Below are 15,908 nucleotides of genomic sequence, written 5' to 3'. Positions count from 1 at the left end.
ACTCCCATCCATGCCTATAAAAACCGTCACGGCTCGAAGGCAAAGACCTTCTTCCAGTCCTGCTTCATATCCACGACGGTCCAGCCATTTGCCTTCGCCTCGTCCCACGCCTTGTCGAGCTGTCCGATCTTCGACGGCCGGTCATAGGCATATTCGCGTGCCGCATCGGTGTGGTGCACGATGCCGGCAAAGCGGGGGCCACCTCCCGCCATGGTCCATTGCAGCATCTGATGGTCGCCATCGGAATTTCCGAAGGCGAGGATCGGACGGCGGCCGATGATCATGTTGATCCCGGCAGGTTTCCCCGGCCCATCGTCGATGAACTGCACCTTCGCCGTCTTCAGCAGCGATGGCCTGCCCGCGGCGTCGAGCTGATATTTCGTGACACCGCTTGAGCCGACCACCTGCTCGGGCGGAACGCCATAGGCCTTTTCGGCCCACACCCGCATGAACTCGACGCCGCCGCCGGACACGATGAATGTCTTGAAGCCATTGGCGCGAAGATAGGCCAGCAGCTCGACCATCGGCTGATAGATGAGCTCGTTATACGGGCGGTTGAAGCGTGGATGTTTTGCCGTTGCCAGCCAATCGGACACGGATTTTGCAAATTCATCCGTGGTCATCCCGCTATGCGCTGTGGCTGCCAGCGTCAGCAGGCCCTTCTCGCCCTGCTCCGCCAGCGCCTTTCTGTCGCCGGAGAGAAACGCCCTGAACGGCTGCTGCTGCTTCCACTCGGGATGCTGCGCCGCCATGGCCTTGACGCGGTCAAGCGCAAAGGCGGCCTGGAAATAGATCGGTTGCTCGCACCACAGGGTGCCATCATTGTCGAACACAGCGATGCGTTCGGCGGGTGACACAAAATCTGCACCGCCCTGCGTGATAACTTTTGCGACGAAATCCATAATGGATTTCTTGACCGCGCCGTCGTTCCATGAAGGCAGCGGATCGCCTTGTGCAAGAGCGTGCTGGCTCAGGAACGCGCAAAGCGAACTGGCGACAAGCGAAGCCAGAATGCAGCGACGGAAGAAACGATCAATTTTTCCGGTCATCGATAGACCTCACTCGATCGAAAGCCTCGAAAAGTGAGGGGCCGGCTGGCACGATGCCAGCACGCCCCCTCTGTCTCCGCATCTACTTCTCGAGGCCGCGGGCCCTGAACGACTGGTCGATCGCCTTGTTGACCTCCTTGCGCGCGCCCTCGACATTAAAGCTCGCGGGACGCTGACTGGGCGGATATTCCGCGAATGTCTGCAGGAAGGCCGCGGCCTTCAATTGCCCCTTGACCATGAGGTAATCGTTCTTCGTGAGCCAGTCATAGTATTGATCCGATACCACGTCCGCGCGCTCATAAGGATCCATCCGAAGATTGTAGAGCTTCGGCACCCGCAAGGTCGTGAAGGGATTCGCCCAGACCACGAAGCCGCCCGGCATACGCTGCTCGGAAAAAACCACCTTCCAATCGTCATAACGCATCGCGACGAGGTCGCCGTCGTCGTTGAAGTAATAAAACTCGTTACGCGCGCTCTTGGGCGATTTCCCTGTCAGGTAATCGAGCTGGTTGAAGCCATCGAGGTAGTTCTTGAAGGTGGTGGGATTGCCAGCCGGCTGCCATCCCTTGAGCAGCCGGTCCTTGACGTCGGTGTCGCCGGCGGCCGCGAGCAGTGTCGGGAACCAATCCAGACCGGAGACTATCCCGGTGGAAATCTCACCGGCCTTGATTTTCCCAGGCCAGCGAACCATCGCCGGGACGCGGAACGCACCTTCCCAGTTGGTATCTTTTTCGCTGCGAAACGGCGTCGTAGCAGCATCGGGCCACGACCATTGATTAGGGCCATTATCGGTCGTGTAGATGACGATGGTATTGTCGGCGATGCCGAGATCGTCGATGGCCTTCAGGAGTTTTCCGACATCGCCGTCATGTTCGACCATGCCGTCAGCGTACTCATTCCCGACCATTCCGCTCTGTCCACGCATCGAATCGCGCACATGTGTGAAGGCATGCATTCGTGTTGCATTCATCCAGGTGAAGAACGGCTTGTTGGCCTTCACTTGTCGCGTCATGAAATCGACTGCGGCATCCGACGTCTCGTCGTCGATCGTTTCCATCCGCTTCCGGGTCAGCGGCCCTGTATCCTCGATCTTGCCATCGGCATAGCTGCGGATCACGCCGCGTGGATGATATGCCTTGAGGAAAGCCGGATCGTCTTTTGGCCAATAAGGTTGCTCCGGCTCCTCCTCGGCATTGAGATGATACAAGTTGCCGAAGAACTCATCGAAACCGTGATTGGTCGGGAGGTATTCATCGCGGTCGCCGAGGTGATTCTTGCCAAATTGTCCCGTCGCATAACCCAGCGGCTTGAGCGCCTGGGCAATCGTGATATCCCCCTTCTGGAGGCCAACAGGAGCACCGGGTGCGCCGACCTTGGAGAGGCCGGTACGGAGGCAGGATTGCCCCGTGATGAAGGTCGACCGGCCCGCCGTGCAGCTGTTCTCCGCATAGTAATCGGTGAACATCATGCCTTCCCTGGCAAGGCGATCGATATTCGGCGTCTTGTAGCCCACCACTCCGAACGAATAAGCACTGATGTTGGTCTGGCCTACGTCGTCACCGAAGATGACGAGGATGTTCGGCTTGCGTCCGGACGGCGTGGCGGGTGCTGGCGCCGGTCCTGGTGTCGGCGCAGCCTTTTGCGTCTGGGCCTCTGCGGCCGTCGTCATCGCCGCCATGGCCACCAGCGCCGATGAGCCCAGCAAAATATTCCGGCGGCTGAGAGCGCGATTGTCGGCTTCGTTCGATGGCGCTTCGGCTTTGTCCTGGTCTTTCGCACTGCTCGTCATTGCACTCTCCGTTCTTCCCAAAGAAGTTGAAGGTCATTGCGTAGCGAGTTTCCTTGTCACACAGCGGAATCCGACATGGCTGGTCGACGTGTCGATCGGTTCGGCGTGGCGCGCGGCCGGCCGATAGCGGCGACAATAATTTGGCGCGCAGAGGTGCGATCCGCCTTTGAGCACCTTGCGTGGAATTCTGATGGTCGGCTGGCAGGTGTCGTAACTTTGATCTTCGCGGCCGCCGCGCGGATTTTCAGGAATGCAGCACGCCTTCGGCGCGTCGGCTTCGTGTTTCGGTGAGTACCAATCGCTAGTCCATTCCCAGACGTTGCCGATCATGTCGTGAACGCCATACCCGTTCGGCGGAAAAGCCGTCACAGGCGACGTGCGCTCAAAGCCATCCTGACCAAGATTCTCCCGCGGGAATTCGCCCTGCCAGGTATTGGCCATATGCGCACCGCCCGGCGTGAACTCGTCGCCCCATGCGAACTCCGCGCCATCGAGGCCGCCGCGCGCGGCAAACTCCCATTCTGCTTCGGTCGGCAACTCCTTGCCGGCCCATGTTGCGTAAGCGAGCGCATCCGAATACGAAACGTGCACGACAGGATGATTGTCGTGCACGTTGATATTGGTCTTGGGTCCGTAAGGATGGCGCCAGTCGGCGCCTTTCATGAAGGACCACCACTCGGCCCAATTGCGCAGATCGACCGGCTGACGCGGCGGGGTGAACACCAGCGAACCCGCATAGAGCATGTGAGGCAGTGCGCCGGGATAGTCCTTCGGATCTGGCGGAACCTCGGCGAGCGTCACATGCCCCGTGGCTTTGATGAACAGCTTGAACTGCCGGTTGGTGACAGGCGTTTGGTCGATCCAGAAGCCATCAACGGTCACGCGGTGACTTGGTGCTTCCTCGGGATAATGATGATCCGATCCCATGCGGAAGGTCCCGCCCGGAATCCACATCATGCCGTCCATTCGCAGATCGTCAGCTGAATGATCGCTTCGCTCGATGCTAGCTTGCAACATCGTCATGGCATTCCCATCAACCATCGACTATTGGCAAACGTCCCAGAATCCCTGTCTCTGGCTTGGGTCCGTGTAGTACCAACAATAGCCGGGTGCTGGCGGGGACACCGCCCACGCGGCCGCCGTCGCTGCTGTCACGAAACCGATGGCAGCACCTGCCGCGATCGCACCGCCGGGCGGCCACCTGTACCACCCGGGGCGCACCCAGCGACCAGTCCGAACGGCCGGGCGAACGACCGTTGATCGGCGCACAACAGCACCCGCCGCGCGGCCCGACGACGGCTCGGCCTCTGTGCACAACCACGACCGGGACAACCACTGACGTGTCGTTGACTTGTAGTTTGTGCAATGCGCCATGACCGGGCATGGCGGCGGTCGCTGGCGCAAGTTGAACCACGACGAAGAGTTCCGCCACGAAGAAAATCGCAGCATTCCGGCGAAGCCTTGAATCGTCGAAGGTCATGGTGTCTGTCCCTTCTTGTTTCAACGCAAAGAAATTTTAGCAAAAAACAAACCCTGTCCGCGTCAACGCTGCTCACTTGATGGCCAGCGAGGAGCACACTATGCGCAGGATCTGAAATTGGGATGTGCAGTTTGTGCCAAAGTTCTCGATCGTGCCGTCAAGGATTAAGGGGACACTCGTCACGGCTCGCAATTTTGCTAAAAGTCAGCACGAGTTTTCACGCCAGACTTTGGAGGTTGTTGTTCCACAGAAATTCCGTTTAGATTGCAATCGGCCATATGCGCGGTCGCACGCAGATTCCTTTGGGCGGAGGTATGATGCGATATAGTTCTCGTATGATTTTTGGCTTCGGTACGATGCTGCTTGTTGCTGCTGCCGCCGAGAATGCAAAAGCGGCAGAAGGCGCGGTCGGTGTCTATCTGCTCGGTGCTCGCGGCCCGATGGCCGGCTTTACACCGCCCCCGGGATTATACTTCCAGGACGACACGTATTTTTATGACGGCAAGATCGGCGGTGGGCGAACGCTCCCGTTCGGAGGCTTGCTGGTTGCGAACGTTAGCGCCACGACCTGGATGAATCTTCCAACCACGATCTGGGTGACGCCCGCGAAAATATTCGGCGGCGATCTGGCTTTCTCCGCCACCGTGCCGACATTTGGCGAACCGCGGGTGAACGCGGGCCTGCTGGTGAATTCACCGCGCCTGGGGCCGATCGGCGCGAACGTTAGTGACTCAGAGCTTAATGTCAGCGACTTCCTCGTAAGCTCTTTTGTCGGATGGCATTCGGGAAATTTCCACTGGCAGCTTGGCGTGAGCGGAATCATCCCTTCCGGAAGCTACGTTGTGGGCCAGTTGTCCAATGCGTCGCTGAATAGGCCCGGGGTAGATATCTACGGCGCGCTGACATGGCTCGACCCGACAATCGGTGTTGATTTATCCATGGCGATGGGCGCCACGTTCAATCAAACCAACCGGGCGACGGACTACAAGACCGGCGACGAGTTCCATCTGGAATGGGCCGCCTCGAAGTACATCACCAAGGAATTCACTGTCGGCCTCGTAGGCTATTACTATCAGCAATTCACCGGTGACAGCGGCAGCGGCGCGAGACTTGGATCGTTCGAGGGCCGTGTCATCGCGCTCGGCGGAACTGTCGGATATACATTTGAAGTTGGGAAGTTGCCGATTTCTACGCGCATCAAAGTCTATCGTGAGTTTGATGCGCAAAATCGCATGGAGGGCACATCGGGTTTTTTCACCGTCTCGCTGCCCCTGGCCGCCGATTCCTCGGTGAAGCCGATGTCATCAGCGATCAAGGCCAAGTTCTAGGCGGGTCTTGGGTGCTTCACCCTGTTGCTGTCCTATTGAAAGGGACGACACGATGAGTGAGCTTTCGGTGACAACCGCCCGCGTGAATGACTTCGAGGGTTTTCGCGAAGCAGTTCACGGCTCCCACGTGGACGTGATGCAACTTGAGCGGGGCAAGCTACGTGGTTCTCTGACCCACGTCGGAATTGGGGATTTCTCTCTCAGCATTGGATCATTCTCAGCCGGAATTCGAACGCAGCGAACGTCGAATGAGCAAAAGCTCATCATCGGAATGCTGCTGGGATCCAGCAATCGTGTAACGCACTGGTCGTACGACATGCAGCCCGGCGACGTTCTGGTTATTCCGCCGAGCATCGACCATGACGGCAGGTTTTTTGGCGCCTCCTCTTACGCCGCCATTCGTCTGGATTTGACGGACGTCGCCAGCATCTTCGGCGGCGCAACAGATTTGGCCGATCCCGCGACATGGAGTGTAAAGAACCACTACACGGCCGATCCACGCATCGGCGCAATTGCGATTTATAGATTGCGCAAGATCGCTTCGCGCCTCGCGGATTCGACTGGCGACTTTCCTGATCAGTCGGCCGATTTCTGGAGACGGTCAATCACGGATGCCATGATGGCAACTGTCCTGCATTCACTGCCGTCGGACACCGCGAGGCTACACACATCCGCCACCGCGCTGGTCCGGAACGTCGAACATTACATCGATACGGCGGGCACGAGGCCAGTCCATATCTCGGAGATTTGCACCGAGTTCGCCGTATCTCGTCGAAGCCTTCATCGAGCATTTGACGAGGTTCTGGGTATGGGACCGGTGACGTTCCTGCGCCACAAGCGCTTGTGCAACATTCATTCCATCCTGCGCGAACGCGATCCGACGCAAACCACAGTGGCCAAAGTCGCAATCGAACATGGATTCATCGAATTGGGGCGTTTCGCCTATTACTACCACACGCTTTTCGGAGAGCATCCGTCGAAGACGCTCGGCGCTCGTCGCACTACGCGATCACTCGCCGTTGCATGATATTACCAGCTTTGATGCGCTCCATAAGTTCGAGAGTTTTCTTCACAACAGTATCGGCAGCGTAGAGCAACCGCGTCCGCGCTCTGAACATGGCGAGACGTCATCGATTCTCCGCTATGACCTTTTGCGTTCCTATCGCAGGCTCCGAAAAACCAGGAATGTTCGCCGCGAGGCTCAAGCTGTTCGCTTATGGGTTAAAGCTCACACCAAGGCCTTGCTGGAGTCTCCATCGCTAGCGATGCCGGCGCGCAATGTCCCAGCCTCCGCTTTGCGCCGAGAGCCGCCCTCAGGTCACCTCTAGTCCTTTAGGCCGTATGACCTGACCCGGCCAATTTGCGGGGCACGGGCTCAAGTCGAAGCCCAAATTTCCCCGCGGGAAGAAATGTGCGGCCGCGCGCCAACTTGGAGGAAGCGCGCGACCGCGGCGCCGCGAGAGCTACGACAGCCTCGTGGCGGACTACTTGCGGCGAACCGCTATCGTGTTTTGGGGCGAAGCCGGATTCGCTACCCAATGATCGCTTTGACCTCCAGATATTCTTCGAAGCCGAAAACCCCGAACTCGCGCCCATTGCCGGACTGCTTGTATCCTCCGAACGGAAGGCTGCGGTCGAATGCAGCGCCGTTGAGGTAAACACGTCCCGCGCGGATGCGATTGGCGACGGTGCGCGCTCGGTTGCGATCACGCGATTGCACGAAGCCCGCCAGTCCGAACGGCGTATCATTGGCAATCTCGATGGCCTCGTCCTCGCTATCATAGCTCATGATGGACAGCACAGGACCGAACACCTCCTCGCGCGCAATTCTCATTTGCGACGTCACGTCGCCGAACACGGTAGGGCGAACGTAGTATCCGCGATTGAGCCCCGCCGGCCGACCCGTTCCGCCCGCTACCAGGGTCGCGCCCTCGTCGATGCCGGACTGGATCAGGTCTTGCACTTTCTGGAATTGTGACTGGCTCACCAAAGGCCCCATGGTGGACGCCGGATCGAGCGGATCGCCGAGGCGGATGCTGCCGACGGCTTCACTTGCCGCGGCGAAGGTTGCGTCGCGCTGTGCGCGCGGAATCAGCATGCGCGTGGGCGACTGGCAGTTCTGGCCAGCATTTGTGTAGCAGGCGTGAACGCCCTGTATCACGGCAGCTTTCAGATCGGCATCCGGAAGGATGATATTGGCGGACTTTCCGCCCAGTTCCTGCGCGACACGCTTGACCGTATCCGCCGCCAGCTTCGCCACCCGAACACCGGCCGTCGTCGATCCGGTGAATGACACCATGTCGATCTCGGGATGGCCGGCGATTGCCTCGCCCACCGTCGGACCATCGCCGTTCACCACATTGAACACACCTGCTGGAATGCCGGCGTCGTGCACGATCTCGGCGAACAGCATGGAGCTCAACGGTGCGATCTCACTCGGCTTGAGAATGACCGTGCAGCCGGCGGCCAGTGCTGGCGCGACCTTCGAAGCCACCTGGTTCAACGGCCAGTTCCACGGCGTGATCAGGCCGCAGACGCCGATCGGCTCACGGCGAACGACCCCGCCTCCCATCGGTTCTTCAAACCTGTAGTCCGCAAGCACGCGCGCAGCTTCCTCGAAATGAAACAGCGCAACGGTCGCTTGGCGTTCTGTCGCAAAGGTGATCGGCGATCCCATTTCCAACGTCATCATCCGCGCCAGTTCCGGCAGACGTGCCCTGAAGCCCTCAATGATCTTCTGAAGATAGACGAGGCGGTCTTTCACGCTCACGTCGGAGTATGTCGCGAAGGCACGGCGGGCCGCTTGCGCGGCCCGGTCCACATCCTGGCAGGAGCCCAGGCTGATCCGCGCGAAGGCCTCCTCCGTCGCAGGATTGAAAACTTCAAGAGTTGACGGTGTGACGGGATCCACCCAGGCGCCGTCGATATAGAACTTCAGCTTGTCCATCTTCTCCATCCGTAGCGCCTACATAGCAATTGTGTTTGGAGCTCGCGGCCCCGCCGTCGCTATCTCGCCGCAACTCCCGCCGCCGAGTGCTTTAGAGGTGCCTGCCCTCGTCCACGGGCACGACGATCCCCGTCGAGCTCGTCAGGCTGACGATGCAGGCCATCACCGCTCTTGCGACATCATCGGGCGTCGTGATGCGGGCAAGCGGGAGTTTTTCGGCGACCCGCTGCAACTGTTCCCGCGTCCGGCCGGCGACGAAATCCGTATCCACGCCGGCCGGCGAAATGGAAAACACCCGGATTTTGGGTGCGAGCACTTTCGCGAGCGCGATCGTCAACGCGTCGACGCCCGCCTTGGCGGAGAGATAAGCGAGGCTGCTTCCCAGCCCGGTGCGGGCGGCAATGGACGAAATGTTCACAATGGCAGCGCCGCTGCCGCGTTCCAGCAACGGACGGAAAGCGCGCACCATGGCGAAAGGCCCCCGCAGGTTGACGGTCACGGTCCGGTCGAAGATCTCGTCGGTCAGTGCGTCAAGATCTTGGGCGGGTACTGGCGTCGTGGCGCCTCCACAATTGACCAGCACATCGAGCCGGCCATACGCCTTCGCAACCCGCGCCGCCGCTTCGGCGATGGAGGATGGATCGTCGATCGCGATGCACATAGCGAGATGCCCGGTGCCCTGCAGCCCGCTTACGACATCTTCTGCCAGTTCCTTGCGGCTCTTGTAGCCGACCACGACAGCCGATCCGCTGGCCGCGAGGCGTGCCGCTGTCGCCTTGCCGATCCCGCTGCTGCCGCCTGTGACGAGCGCCACTGTGGGAGTCGATAGCGCGGGAACATCGATGTGGATCACGTCAGTCACTTCATCACTCCCGATCGTCAGGCGGCGTGCCTGCACTCAGCGCAAGCAGGACAACGTTACACTGCGCCATGCCGGCCTCGTTCTTGCTACATTGCAATTTTTGCCGCCTCGATCACCGGCCGCCACTTGGCGAGCTCGGCCGCGACGAATGCCTTGAGATCGCCGGGTGATCCGCCGACGCCCAGCAATGCATTCTGCCCGAGAATAGCCTTCCCCTTTTCACTCTGGAGAAAGCTGTTCACGATGCTGTTCAACTTGGTGACGATCTCCGGCGACGTCCCGGTCGGCGCGACCATGGCGTACCACGCTGATGCCTCGAAGCCCTTGAAGCCCGTCTCCTGCACCGTCGGCACGGCCGGCAGTTGCGCGGCCCGCTGGCTGGTCGTGACGGCAAGCGCCTGAACTTTTCCCGAAGTGACCAGCGGCACATAGGTCGGCATGAAGTCGATGACGATGTCGATCTGACCGCCGAGCAAATCCGTCATCAGCGGTGATGTGCCGCGATACGGCACGTTGGTCATCTTGACGCCGACGGACCTCTGCACCAGTTCCGACGTGATGTGCCCGAGTGTGCCATTGCCGGGATGTCCCACATTGACCTTGTCAGGGTTCTGTTTCGCATAAGTAATCAACTCTTCGAATGTCTTCGCTGGAAAGTCGGCGCGCGCCGTTACAATGAGCGGGGACTTGGCGACGAGAACGACCGGCGTGAAATCCTTTTCGGAATCATAGGCCAGCCCCTTATACATCAGCTTGTTGAGCGCAATCGGCGCAGGCGTGCCGAACAGGAGCGTGTAGCCGTCAGCGCTCGCCTTGGCCACGGCCGCACCACCAATGCTGCCGCCTGCGCCCGCACGATTGTCGACAATGAACTGCTTGCCGAGCGCCTCACTCAGCGCCTGACCAACGGCGCGCGCGAGCGTGTCGACGGCGGATCCCGCCGGAAACGGCACGATCATGGTGACCATCCGCTCCGGCCATCCTTGCGCGACAGCACTATGGATGGGCGTCAGGGCGAACACGAGACCGCATAGGCCAGCTAACAATGCACGCATGTTTCCTCCGATTTATACAGAGCGGGCTGTGCCCGCTTGTTCGGCGCCGTCTTCCGCAGCGCTTTCCCTGTTCGATGTCCTACAATCAAACCGCTATCGAAGTTGCGGAATGTGCCGCCGTTCCGCTGTACGGCACGGCTTGCTCACGCGCTTGCGTGAACAGCCCCCCCGGCACATCTGCCGGGGGCTCTTGTTTTCACACCGACCCGGTGGTCGATCAGGCTCAGAACGACCGCAGGATCTGAACCGCGCCGTTGTAGAGGTTCTGATCGCGTATGGCGTAAGATGTGCCGGCAGGCTTGCCGACGACGTTGCCGGTGTAGGTGCCACCCAGGCTCTGATCCAGGCGGCTGTAGATGAATTCCGCCGAGAGCGTCAGATTTTGAACGGGCGTCCAGGCTGTTCTCGTGCCGACCTGCGTGGTGGCAAAGTCGAAGTTGTTGGTGGTCCCGGACAGAACGCCGGCGGACGAAGCCGCTGCCGAGGACGAACTGGTGCCGAAGCCCCGCGTGGTCGAGGCGAATGCCCCTGCTAGCAGAGCATTGCCCGCATCACCGTAGGAGATGTGGCTGTAGTTGGCGAACAGCGAGGTGCGCCACGCCGGGTTCCAGTAATGCTCGAAGAAGCCGCTGACTTCCCAGGCCGAGCTCTGCACGATCTGGCCGCCAGGTGCATAGACGCCATCGAGAACGTAGCCGAAGCCGACCGTGTTGCCATCGAACTTGGCGAACCGGCCGCCGCCCAGCGTATCGACGGTGCCCGCGAAGACGTATTTCGCGGCGCCCTTGGCGTAGGAGGCTTCCAGCTTGAGGCTGTCGCCCGCGCCAGTTGGCAGGTTCTTGAACTCGACAGCGCCGCTTACGGCGAAGCCGTAGGCATCGTCAGGGTGGCCGGAGGGTTCATTGGTGTAGTATTGAGCCGTCGCCTGATGAAGGGCTGCAGCGAAATGCAGCGTGCCCCATGCCTGATCTAGGCGGAGGTTGCCGACGACATCCGGCATATGGTTGCCGCCGGCGGCATTGCCGAGGAACGTGTTCGACGACGAGCCATAGAATGCACCGGTGAACTGCGAGGCACCGGGCGCCACGATGAACGTGTTCACGTTCCACAGGCCGGCATTGCGATAGGGCGACGCGTTCTCGAGCGAGATGGTGCCGGAGACGCCGTTGCCGAAGGAGGCCGTGTAGGCCAGCTGCGGGATACCCGTCGCGTTGTTCGAGCCCGCGAAGAAACCGGAGGCAATGGTCGGCTTGGCGAGCGCCCATTGCGGGTCGAACTGCGAGACGGCCTTACCGAAGGTGAAACCTCCGAACTGGATGAACGCGAAGTCTACCTCGACGAAGCCGCCGGCGATGCTTTCACGTCCCTGCGCGAAGTCGAAATGAATGTTGGAGAATGTGCGAAGCAGACCATATTCGGTCGCCGTGCGCGTATCGGTGGTCAACGTCAGGCGCGGCTTCGTATTGAAGTAATCTTTTGTGTAGAGATTGTTGCCGCCAGCGCCACCGAACCAGTACGGCACGTCATAGTTGCTCGCGGCGTTGAACGCGGTATCGATGCGAAGTGCACCGCCGATCTTGATGCAGGTGTCGGTGCCCGGAATGTAATAGAAGCCCGCGCCGTAAAGCGAGCAGATCTTCACATATTCGACCGCCTTGGCCTTCACCGGCAGATCGGCTGCGTGTGCACCGCCGATCGCGAGAATCCCTGCCGCCGAGCCGAGAACAAGAGTCTTGATAGTCGTCGTCATTATAGCCCTCCGAATTGCCTTCGTTTCCTCAGTGAAATTTTACTTGGCCGCCCATCGCCGGCTCGCGCTCATTGTACGCGAGGGCGTAACGATGTTTTGATATAAGATATTGATGGAGAGATCGGCCTGTCAACGACGGCAGCGAATTTCGGGCTAATGATGAACGGAGTGTGTCATTCGCGTTGCATTGACGCACAAATGAAGGGTGCCGTTTCGTCATCGCGAACAACTATCGAAACGCATGCGCGCAGCGCGTCGAGAACTATGATCGCAAGCCCGCCAATAGAGCTCGTATCACCTCGCTGCGGCGTTGCCGGCGATCACTATTGTGAGTCGCTCCGCAAAATGCAGCGCGTGCCGCGGCGCGCAGGCGTCGTGATATCATCGGGTATGCAAGGCGCGCGTCCGACATGGTCGGCGTATGAATGTCGCCGTTATTGTCGAGCCTGCGTCATTTGGTCCCGCAGCGGATGCGAACCGCTGTTCGACGCCCCGTGTCAGCTCACCCCGCCATCGGCGATGATCGTGCGCCCGGTAAGCCATTTCGCCTCCGGCGATGCCAGAAACAGCGCGACACCGGCAATGTCATCGGTTTGCCCGATGCGCCCGAGCGGCGTCATCGCCGCGATCCCCGCGCCGCGCTCGGCCAGTATCTGCGTCGTCATGTCGGTCTCGATCACACCAGGCGCGATCGCGTTGACTGTGATCCCGCGCGGGCCGAATTCCTTGGCGAGCGCATGTGACAGGGCGGCAACCGCCGCCTTAGAGGCCGCATAGATCGAGGTGGTCGGGATTGGCCGGGTAGCAAGCGCGGAGGAGAAATTGATGATCCGTCCTCCCGGCGCGGTCAGATGCGGGAGTGCCGCCTGAATGACCGCGATCGTGCCGAGGACATTGGTATCGAAGGTGACGCGAAACAGTTCGGAGTCGACCGCCTCGAACGGTCGATATTCCGCGATACCGGCGCAATTCACCAGAATGTCGAGATGCCCGAACCGCGCAATGGCCTGCGCGACCATCGCCCTCGCATCGTCCGGATTGGAAATGTCACCGGTAACGCCGATGCCTTGCGCTCCCAACGCGGCGATATCACCGAGTACCGCATCCGCCGCCGCGGATTCATTGCGGTAGCCGATCGCCACGCGACTGCCCGCGCTGGCAAAACGCCGTGCGATCGCAGCTCCCATGCCGCGCGAGCCGCCCGTGACCAGTACGACCTTGCCGCTCAACGAATCCCGGTCGGTCCGCCCTTGATTGCTGATGCTCATGACCTGCCTTTTGCGGTGGGAGTGACTGCTGCGGTGCTGGCGTGCGACGCCATGTCTTCGACGGCCTGCTGCAGTCGCTTGCTCCATTGCAGCAGATACACTTCGCGGCCGTCGGCATCGACACGCGGTGCTGCGTAAGCGACGAACGGTTCAAGAGCTGTCATGCCGAGATACTCGATCATCAGGCGCTGCGCTGGCCACAGCACGGTCCGGATGTCGCCATAAGCGTCGCCAGCCGAGAACCGTTGCCGAGTGCCGCCGGTGCTGAGGCACAGCAGCCCGTACTTGTCGGGAAAGAAACCGCTGGCAAAGCGGCGACCATCGGCATAGGCGAAGCCATAAGCGAGAACGCGATCGAACCAGCCTTTCAGAATGGCCGGCATGCCGCCCCACCAGATCGGGTAGAGCCAGACAACGAGATCGGCGTCGCGAAAGCGCTGCTGCTCACGCGCGAGGTCGGTCGCAAAACCGCCCGTGCCGTACGCATGGGCCTGTTCGGTCTGGTAGTGAAACCGCTCCGCATCCGCCACTGCATTGAAATCGTGCCGCCCGGCAACCGGGTCGAATTGCTCGGCATACAGATCAGATACCACCACGGTGTGGCCGGCCTGACGCAGCGCCGCGACACCGGCATCCTTCAGGGCGCCAGTGAACGACGTCGGCTCGGGATGTGCGTAGACCATCAAGACATTCATCGCGATACTCTCACCGGCATTTGCCTCGGATCAGGCGCTCTTCGCCCTGCCGGCGAACAATCCGCTCGGGAAGAACAGGAGGACGATGAGTAGCACTGTCAGCGCCACGATGTTCTTGAAACCCGCGCCGAAGAACACGATGGCGCCGGACTGGATGACACCGAGAAAGATGCCGCCGACCAGCGCCGCCGGCGCGCTCCCGAAACCACCGATGATCGCCGCGATGAAACCATTGATGCCGAACGGACCGCCGACGCTGTAGGCCGTATATTGCGTCGGCGTGATGAGAATGCCGGCGGCGGCGCCCAGCGCGGCGCTGAGTGCAAAGGAGACAATCAACATGCGCTCGACGGGAATGCCCAGCAGCGCCGCCGCCTCGCGATTCTGCGAACAGGCTCGCAACGCCCGCCCCATCCGCGTGCGGTTGAAGAACTGCGTCAGTGCGAACACCATCAAGGCACCGCATCCGAGCACCCAGAACAGCTGATAGCCGATCGCGATCGGCCCGATCTTTAGCGGCCCGCCGGAGGTGAATTCCGGATAGGTCCGCGGCTGATCGCCCAGAGTGAGAATGACGACCTGTTCGATCAGAAGCTGGATGGCCAGCGTCGCAAGAATGATCGCGAACAACGGCGCCTTGCGACGCCACATCGGATTGATGATGGCGATCTGAACGAGAACGCCGATGCCCGCGACCAGGATCGTGGACAGTACCGCCGAAACATAGATCGGCAGGCCGAATTGCGTCAGCAGCGTATGTGCGAACATGCCGCCGAGCATGACGAACACGCCCTGCGCGAAATTGACGATGCCGCTGGCATTGTAGATGACGCAAAATCCGATCGCGACCAGTCCGTAGATCAGTCCGATACCGACGCCGTTGACGAGGCTCTGGACGAGTTCGACTGCGCTAGGCATGTGCTGCCTCCTCTACGCCGAGATAAGCGGCAATGACTTCGGGATGAACCTTGATTTCGTCCGGCGTGCCTTCGGCAATCTTCCGGCCGAAATCGAGCACAGCGATCCGGTGTGCGATTCGCGTAACCAGACCGACGTCGTGCTCGATCAACAGCACCGTGGTGCCCTGGCGGTTGATCTTCTGGATGATATGCGCGAGCCCATCGGTCTCCTGCGTATTGAGACCGGCGGCCGGCTCGTCGAGCAGCAGAAGTCGCGGCCTGGATGCCAACGCGCGCGCGACCTCGAGCAGACGTTGCTGGCCATAGGGCAGCAACTCGGCATCGAGATCAGCGTGCGCGCCAAGCCCGACGAAATCGAGCAATTCGCGCGCCCGTTCGTGAACCTCGGCTTCCTGCCTGCGAAACCAGGACGGTCGCAGCAGCGCCGCGGCGACGCCGCCTCGGGTGGCGAGGTGGCAGCCGACCTCGACGTTCTCGGCGACGGACATGCCCTTGAACAATTGCACGAGCTGAAACGTCCGGATCAGCCCCATAGCGGCGATCTGATCCTGGCGCATGCGCGTGGTGTCGCGGCCATCGAAGGCGATGCTTCCCGAGGTCGAATTGAGGAAGCCGGAAATCATGCTGAAGAACGTGGTCTTGCCCGCGCCGTTCGGACCAATCACTGCAAAGAGACTGCCCTGGGGCACTTCGAGATCGATCTCGTTATTCGCGAGCAGCCCGCCAAAACGCTTGGTCAGACCCTTGACCTTGAGGAGAGCCATC

General features: G+C 60.5%; 13 protein-coding genes. 2 read left to right on the top strand and 11 right to left on the bottom strand.

What is annotated here, in order from left to right; all coding sequences use genetic code 11:
* Positions 1 to 26: 26 nt before the first annotated feature.
* The 3 genes from RSO67_RS25735 to RSO67_RS25725 all read right to left on the bottom strand — a co-directional run bounded on the left by RSO67_RS25735 (position 27) and on the right by RSO67_RS25725 (position 3,804).
* Positions 27 to 1,049: an HAD family hydrolase gene (locus RSO67_RS25735; RefSeq protein ID WP_315841153.1), complete on the bottom strand. Its 1,023-nt coding sequence runs from the start codon at positions 1,047 to 1,049 to the stop codon at positions 27 to 29.
* Between the two features lie 82 nt (positions 1,050 to 1,131).
* The gene (locus RSO67_RS25730) at positions 1,132 to 2,727 is read right to left on the bottom strand and encodes an arylsulfatase (protein ID WP_315844360.1); all 1,596 of its coding nucleotides are present in this window, start codon (positions 2,725 to 2,727) and stop codon (positions 1,132 to 1,134) included.
* A gap of 144 nt (positions 2,728 to 2,871) precedes the next feature.
* Positions 2,872 to 3,804, bottom strand: a complete 933-nt coding sequence (locus RSO67_RS25725) for a formylglycine-generating enzyme family protein (RefSeq protein ID WP_410001782.1) — start codon at positions 3,802 to 3,804, stop codon at positions 2,872 to 2,874.
* Between the two features lie 849 nt (positions 3,805 to 4,653).
* Here RSO67_RS25725 and RSO67_RS25720 point away from each other — a divergent pair.
* The gene (locus tag RSO67_RS25720; protein WP_315841152.1) at positions 4,654 to 5,646 is read left to right on the top strand and encodes a transporter; all 993 of its coding nucleotides are present in this window, start codon (positions 4,654 to 4,656) and stop codon (positions 5,644 to 5,646) included.
* Positions 5,647 to 5,698: 52 nt separating this feature from the next.
* Positions 5,699 to 6,673: a helix-turn-helix domain-containing protein gene (locus RSO67_RS25715; protein WP_315841151.1), complete on the top strand. Its 975-nt coding sequence runs from the start codon at positions 5,699 to 5,701 to the stop codon at positions 6,671 to 6,673.
* A 504-nt stretch (positions 6,674 to 7,177) separates the two neighbouring features.
* Here RSO67_RS25715 and RSO67_RS25710 read toward each other — a convergent pair.
* From RSO67_RS25710 to RSO67_RS25675, 8 genes are all read right to left on the bottom strand, one after another.
* Positions 7,178 to 8,593 carry an aldehyde dehydrogenase family protein gene (locus tag RSO67_RS25710; protein ID WP_315841150.1) on the bottom strand — a complete coding sequence of 472 codons (1,416 nt, stop codon included), beginning with the start codon at positions 8,591 to 8,593 and terminating at the stop codon, positions 7,178 to 7,180.
* A gap of 91 nt (positions 8,594 to 8,684) precedes the next feature.
* Positions 8,685 to 9,455 carry an SDR family oxidoreductase gene (locus tag RSO67_RS25705; RefSeq protein ID WP_315841149.1) on the bottom strand — a complete coding sequence of 257 codons (771 nt, stop codon included), beginning with the start codon at positions 9,453 to 9,455 and terminating at the stop codon, positions 8,685 to 8,687.
* Between the two features lie 86 nt (positions 9,456 to 9,541).
* On the bottom strand, positions 9,542 to 10,510 hold the full coding sequence (locus tag RSO67_RS25700) for a tripartite tricarboxylate transporter substrate binding protein (protein ID WP_315841148.1): 969 nt from the start codon (positions 10,508 to 10,510) through the stop codon (positions 9,542 to 9,544).
* Positions 10,511 to 10,733: 223 nt separating this feature from the next.
* A complete protein-coding gene (locus tag RSO67_RS25695; RefSeq protein WP_315841147.1) occupies positions 10,734 to 12,260 on the bottom strand; it encodes a porin in 1,527 nt (508 codons plus the stop codon).
* 497 nt (positions 12,261 to 12,757) lie between these two features.
* Positions 12,758 to 13,528 (bottom strand): glucose 1-dehydrogenase, encoded by a 771-nt coding sequence (locus RSO67_RS25690; protein ID WP_315841146.1) that lies wholly within the window; start codon positions 13,526 to 13,528, stop codon positions 12,758 to 12,760.
* Positions 13,525 to 14,223, bottom strand: coding sequence for an NAD(P)H-dependent oxidoreductase (locus RSO67_RS25685; RefSeq protein WP_315841145.1), 699 nt, complete (start codon positions 14,221 to 14,223; stop codon positions 13,525 to 13,527). The genes RSO67_RS25690 and RSO67_RS25685 overlap by 4 nt, the downstream gene beginning before the upstream one ends.
* Positions 14,224 to 14,253: 30 nt before the next feature.
* The gene (locus tag RSO67_RS25680; protein ID WP_092139405.1) at positions 14,254 to 15,141 is read right to left on the bottom strand and encodes a branched-chain amino acid ABC transporter permease; all 888 of its coding nucleotides are present in this window, start codon (positions 15,139 to 15,141) and stop codon (positions 14,254 to 14,256) included.
* The gene (locus RSO67_RS25675) at positions 15,134 to 15,907 is read right to left on the bottom strand and encodes an ABC transporter ATP-binding protein (protein ID WP_315841144.1); all 774 of its coding nucleotides are present in this window, start codon (positions 15,905 to 15,907) and stop codon (positions 15,134 to 15,136) included. The genes RSO67_RS25680 and RSO67_RS25675 overlap by 8 nt, the downstream gene beginning before the upstream one ends.
* Position 15,908 lies beyond the last annotated feature (1 nt).

Origin of the sequence: Tardiphaga sp. 709, from assembly GCF_032401055.1 — a bacterium.
Classification (GTDB): Bacteria; Pseudomonadota; Alphaproteobacteria; order Rhizobiales; family Xanthobacteraceae; genus Tardiphaga.
The sequence above is the reverse complement of the archived record's forward strand: the minus strand, read 5'-3'. Positions and strand labels throughout refer to the sequence as shown.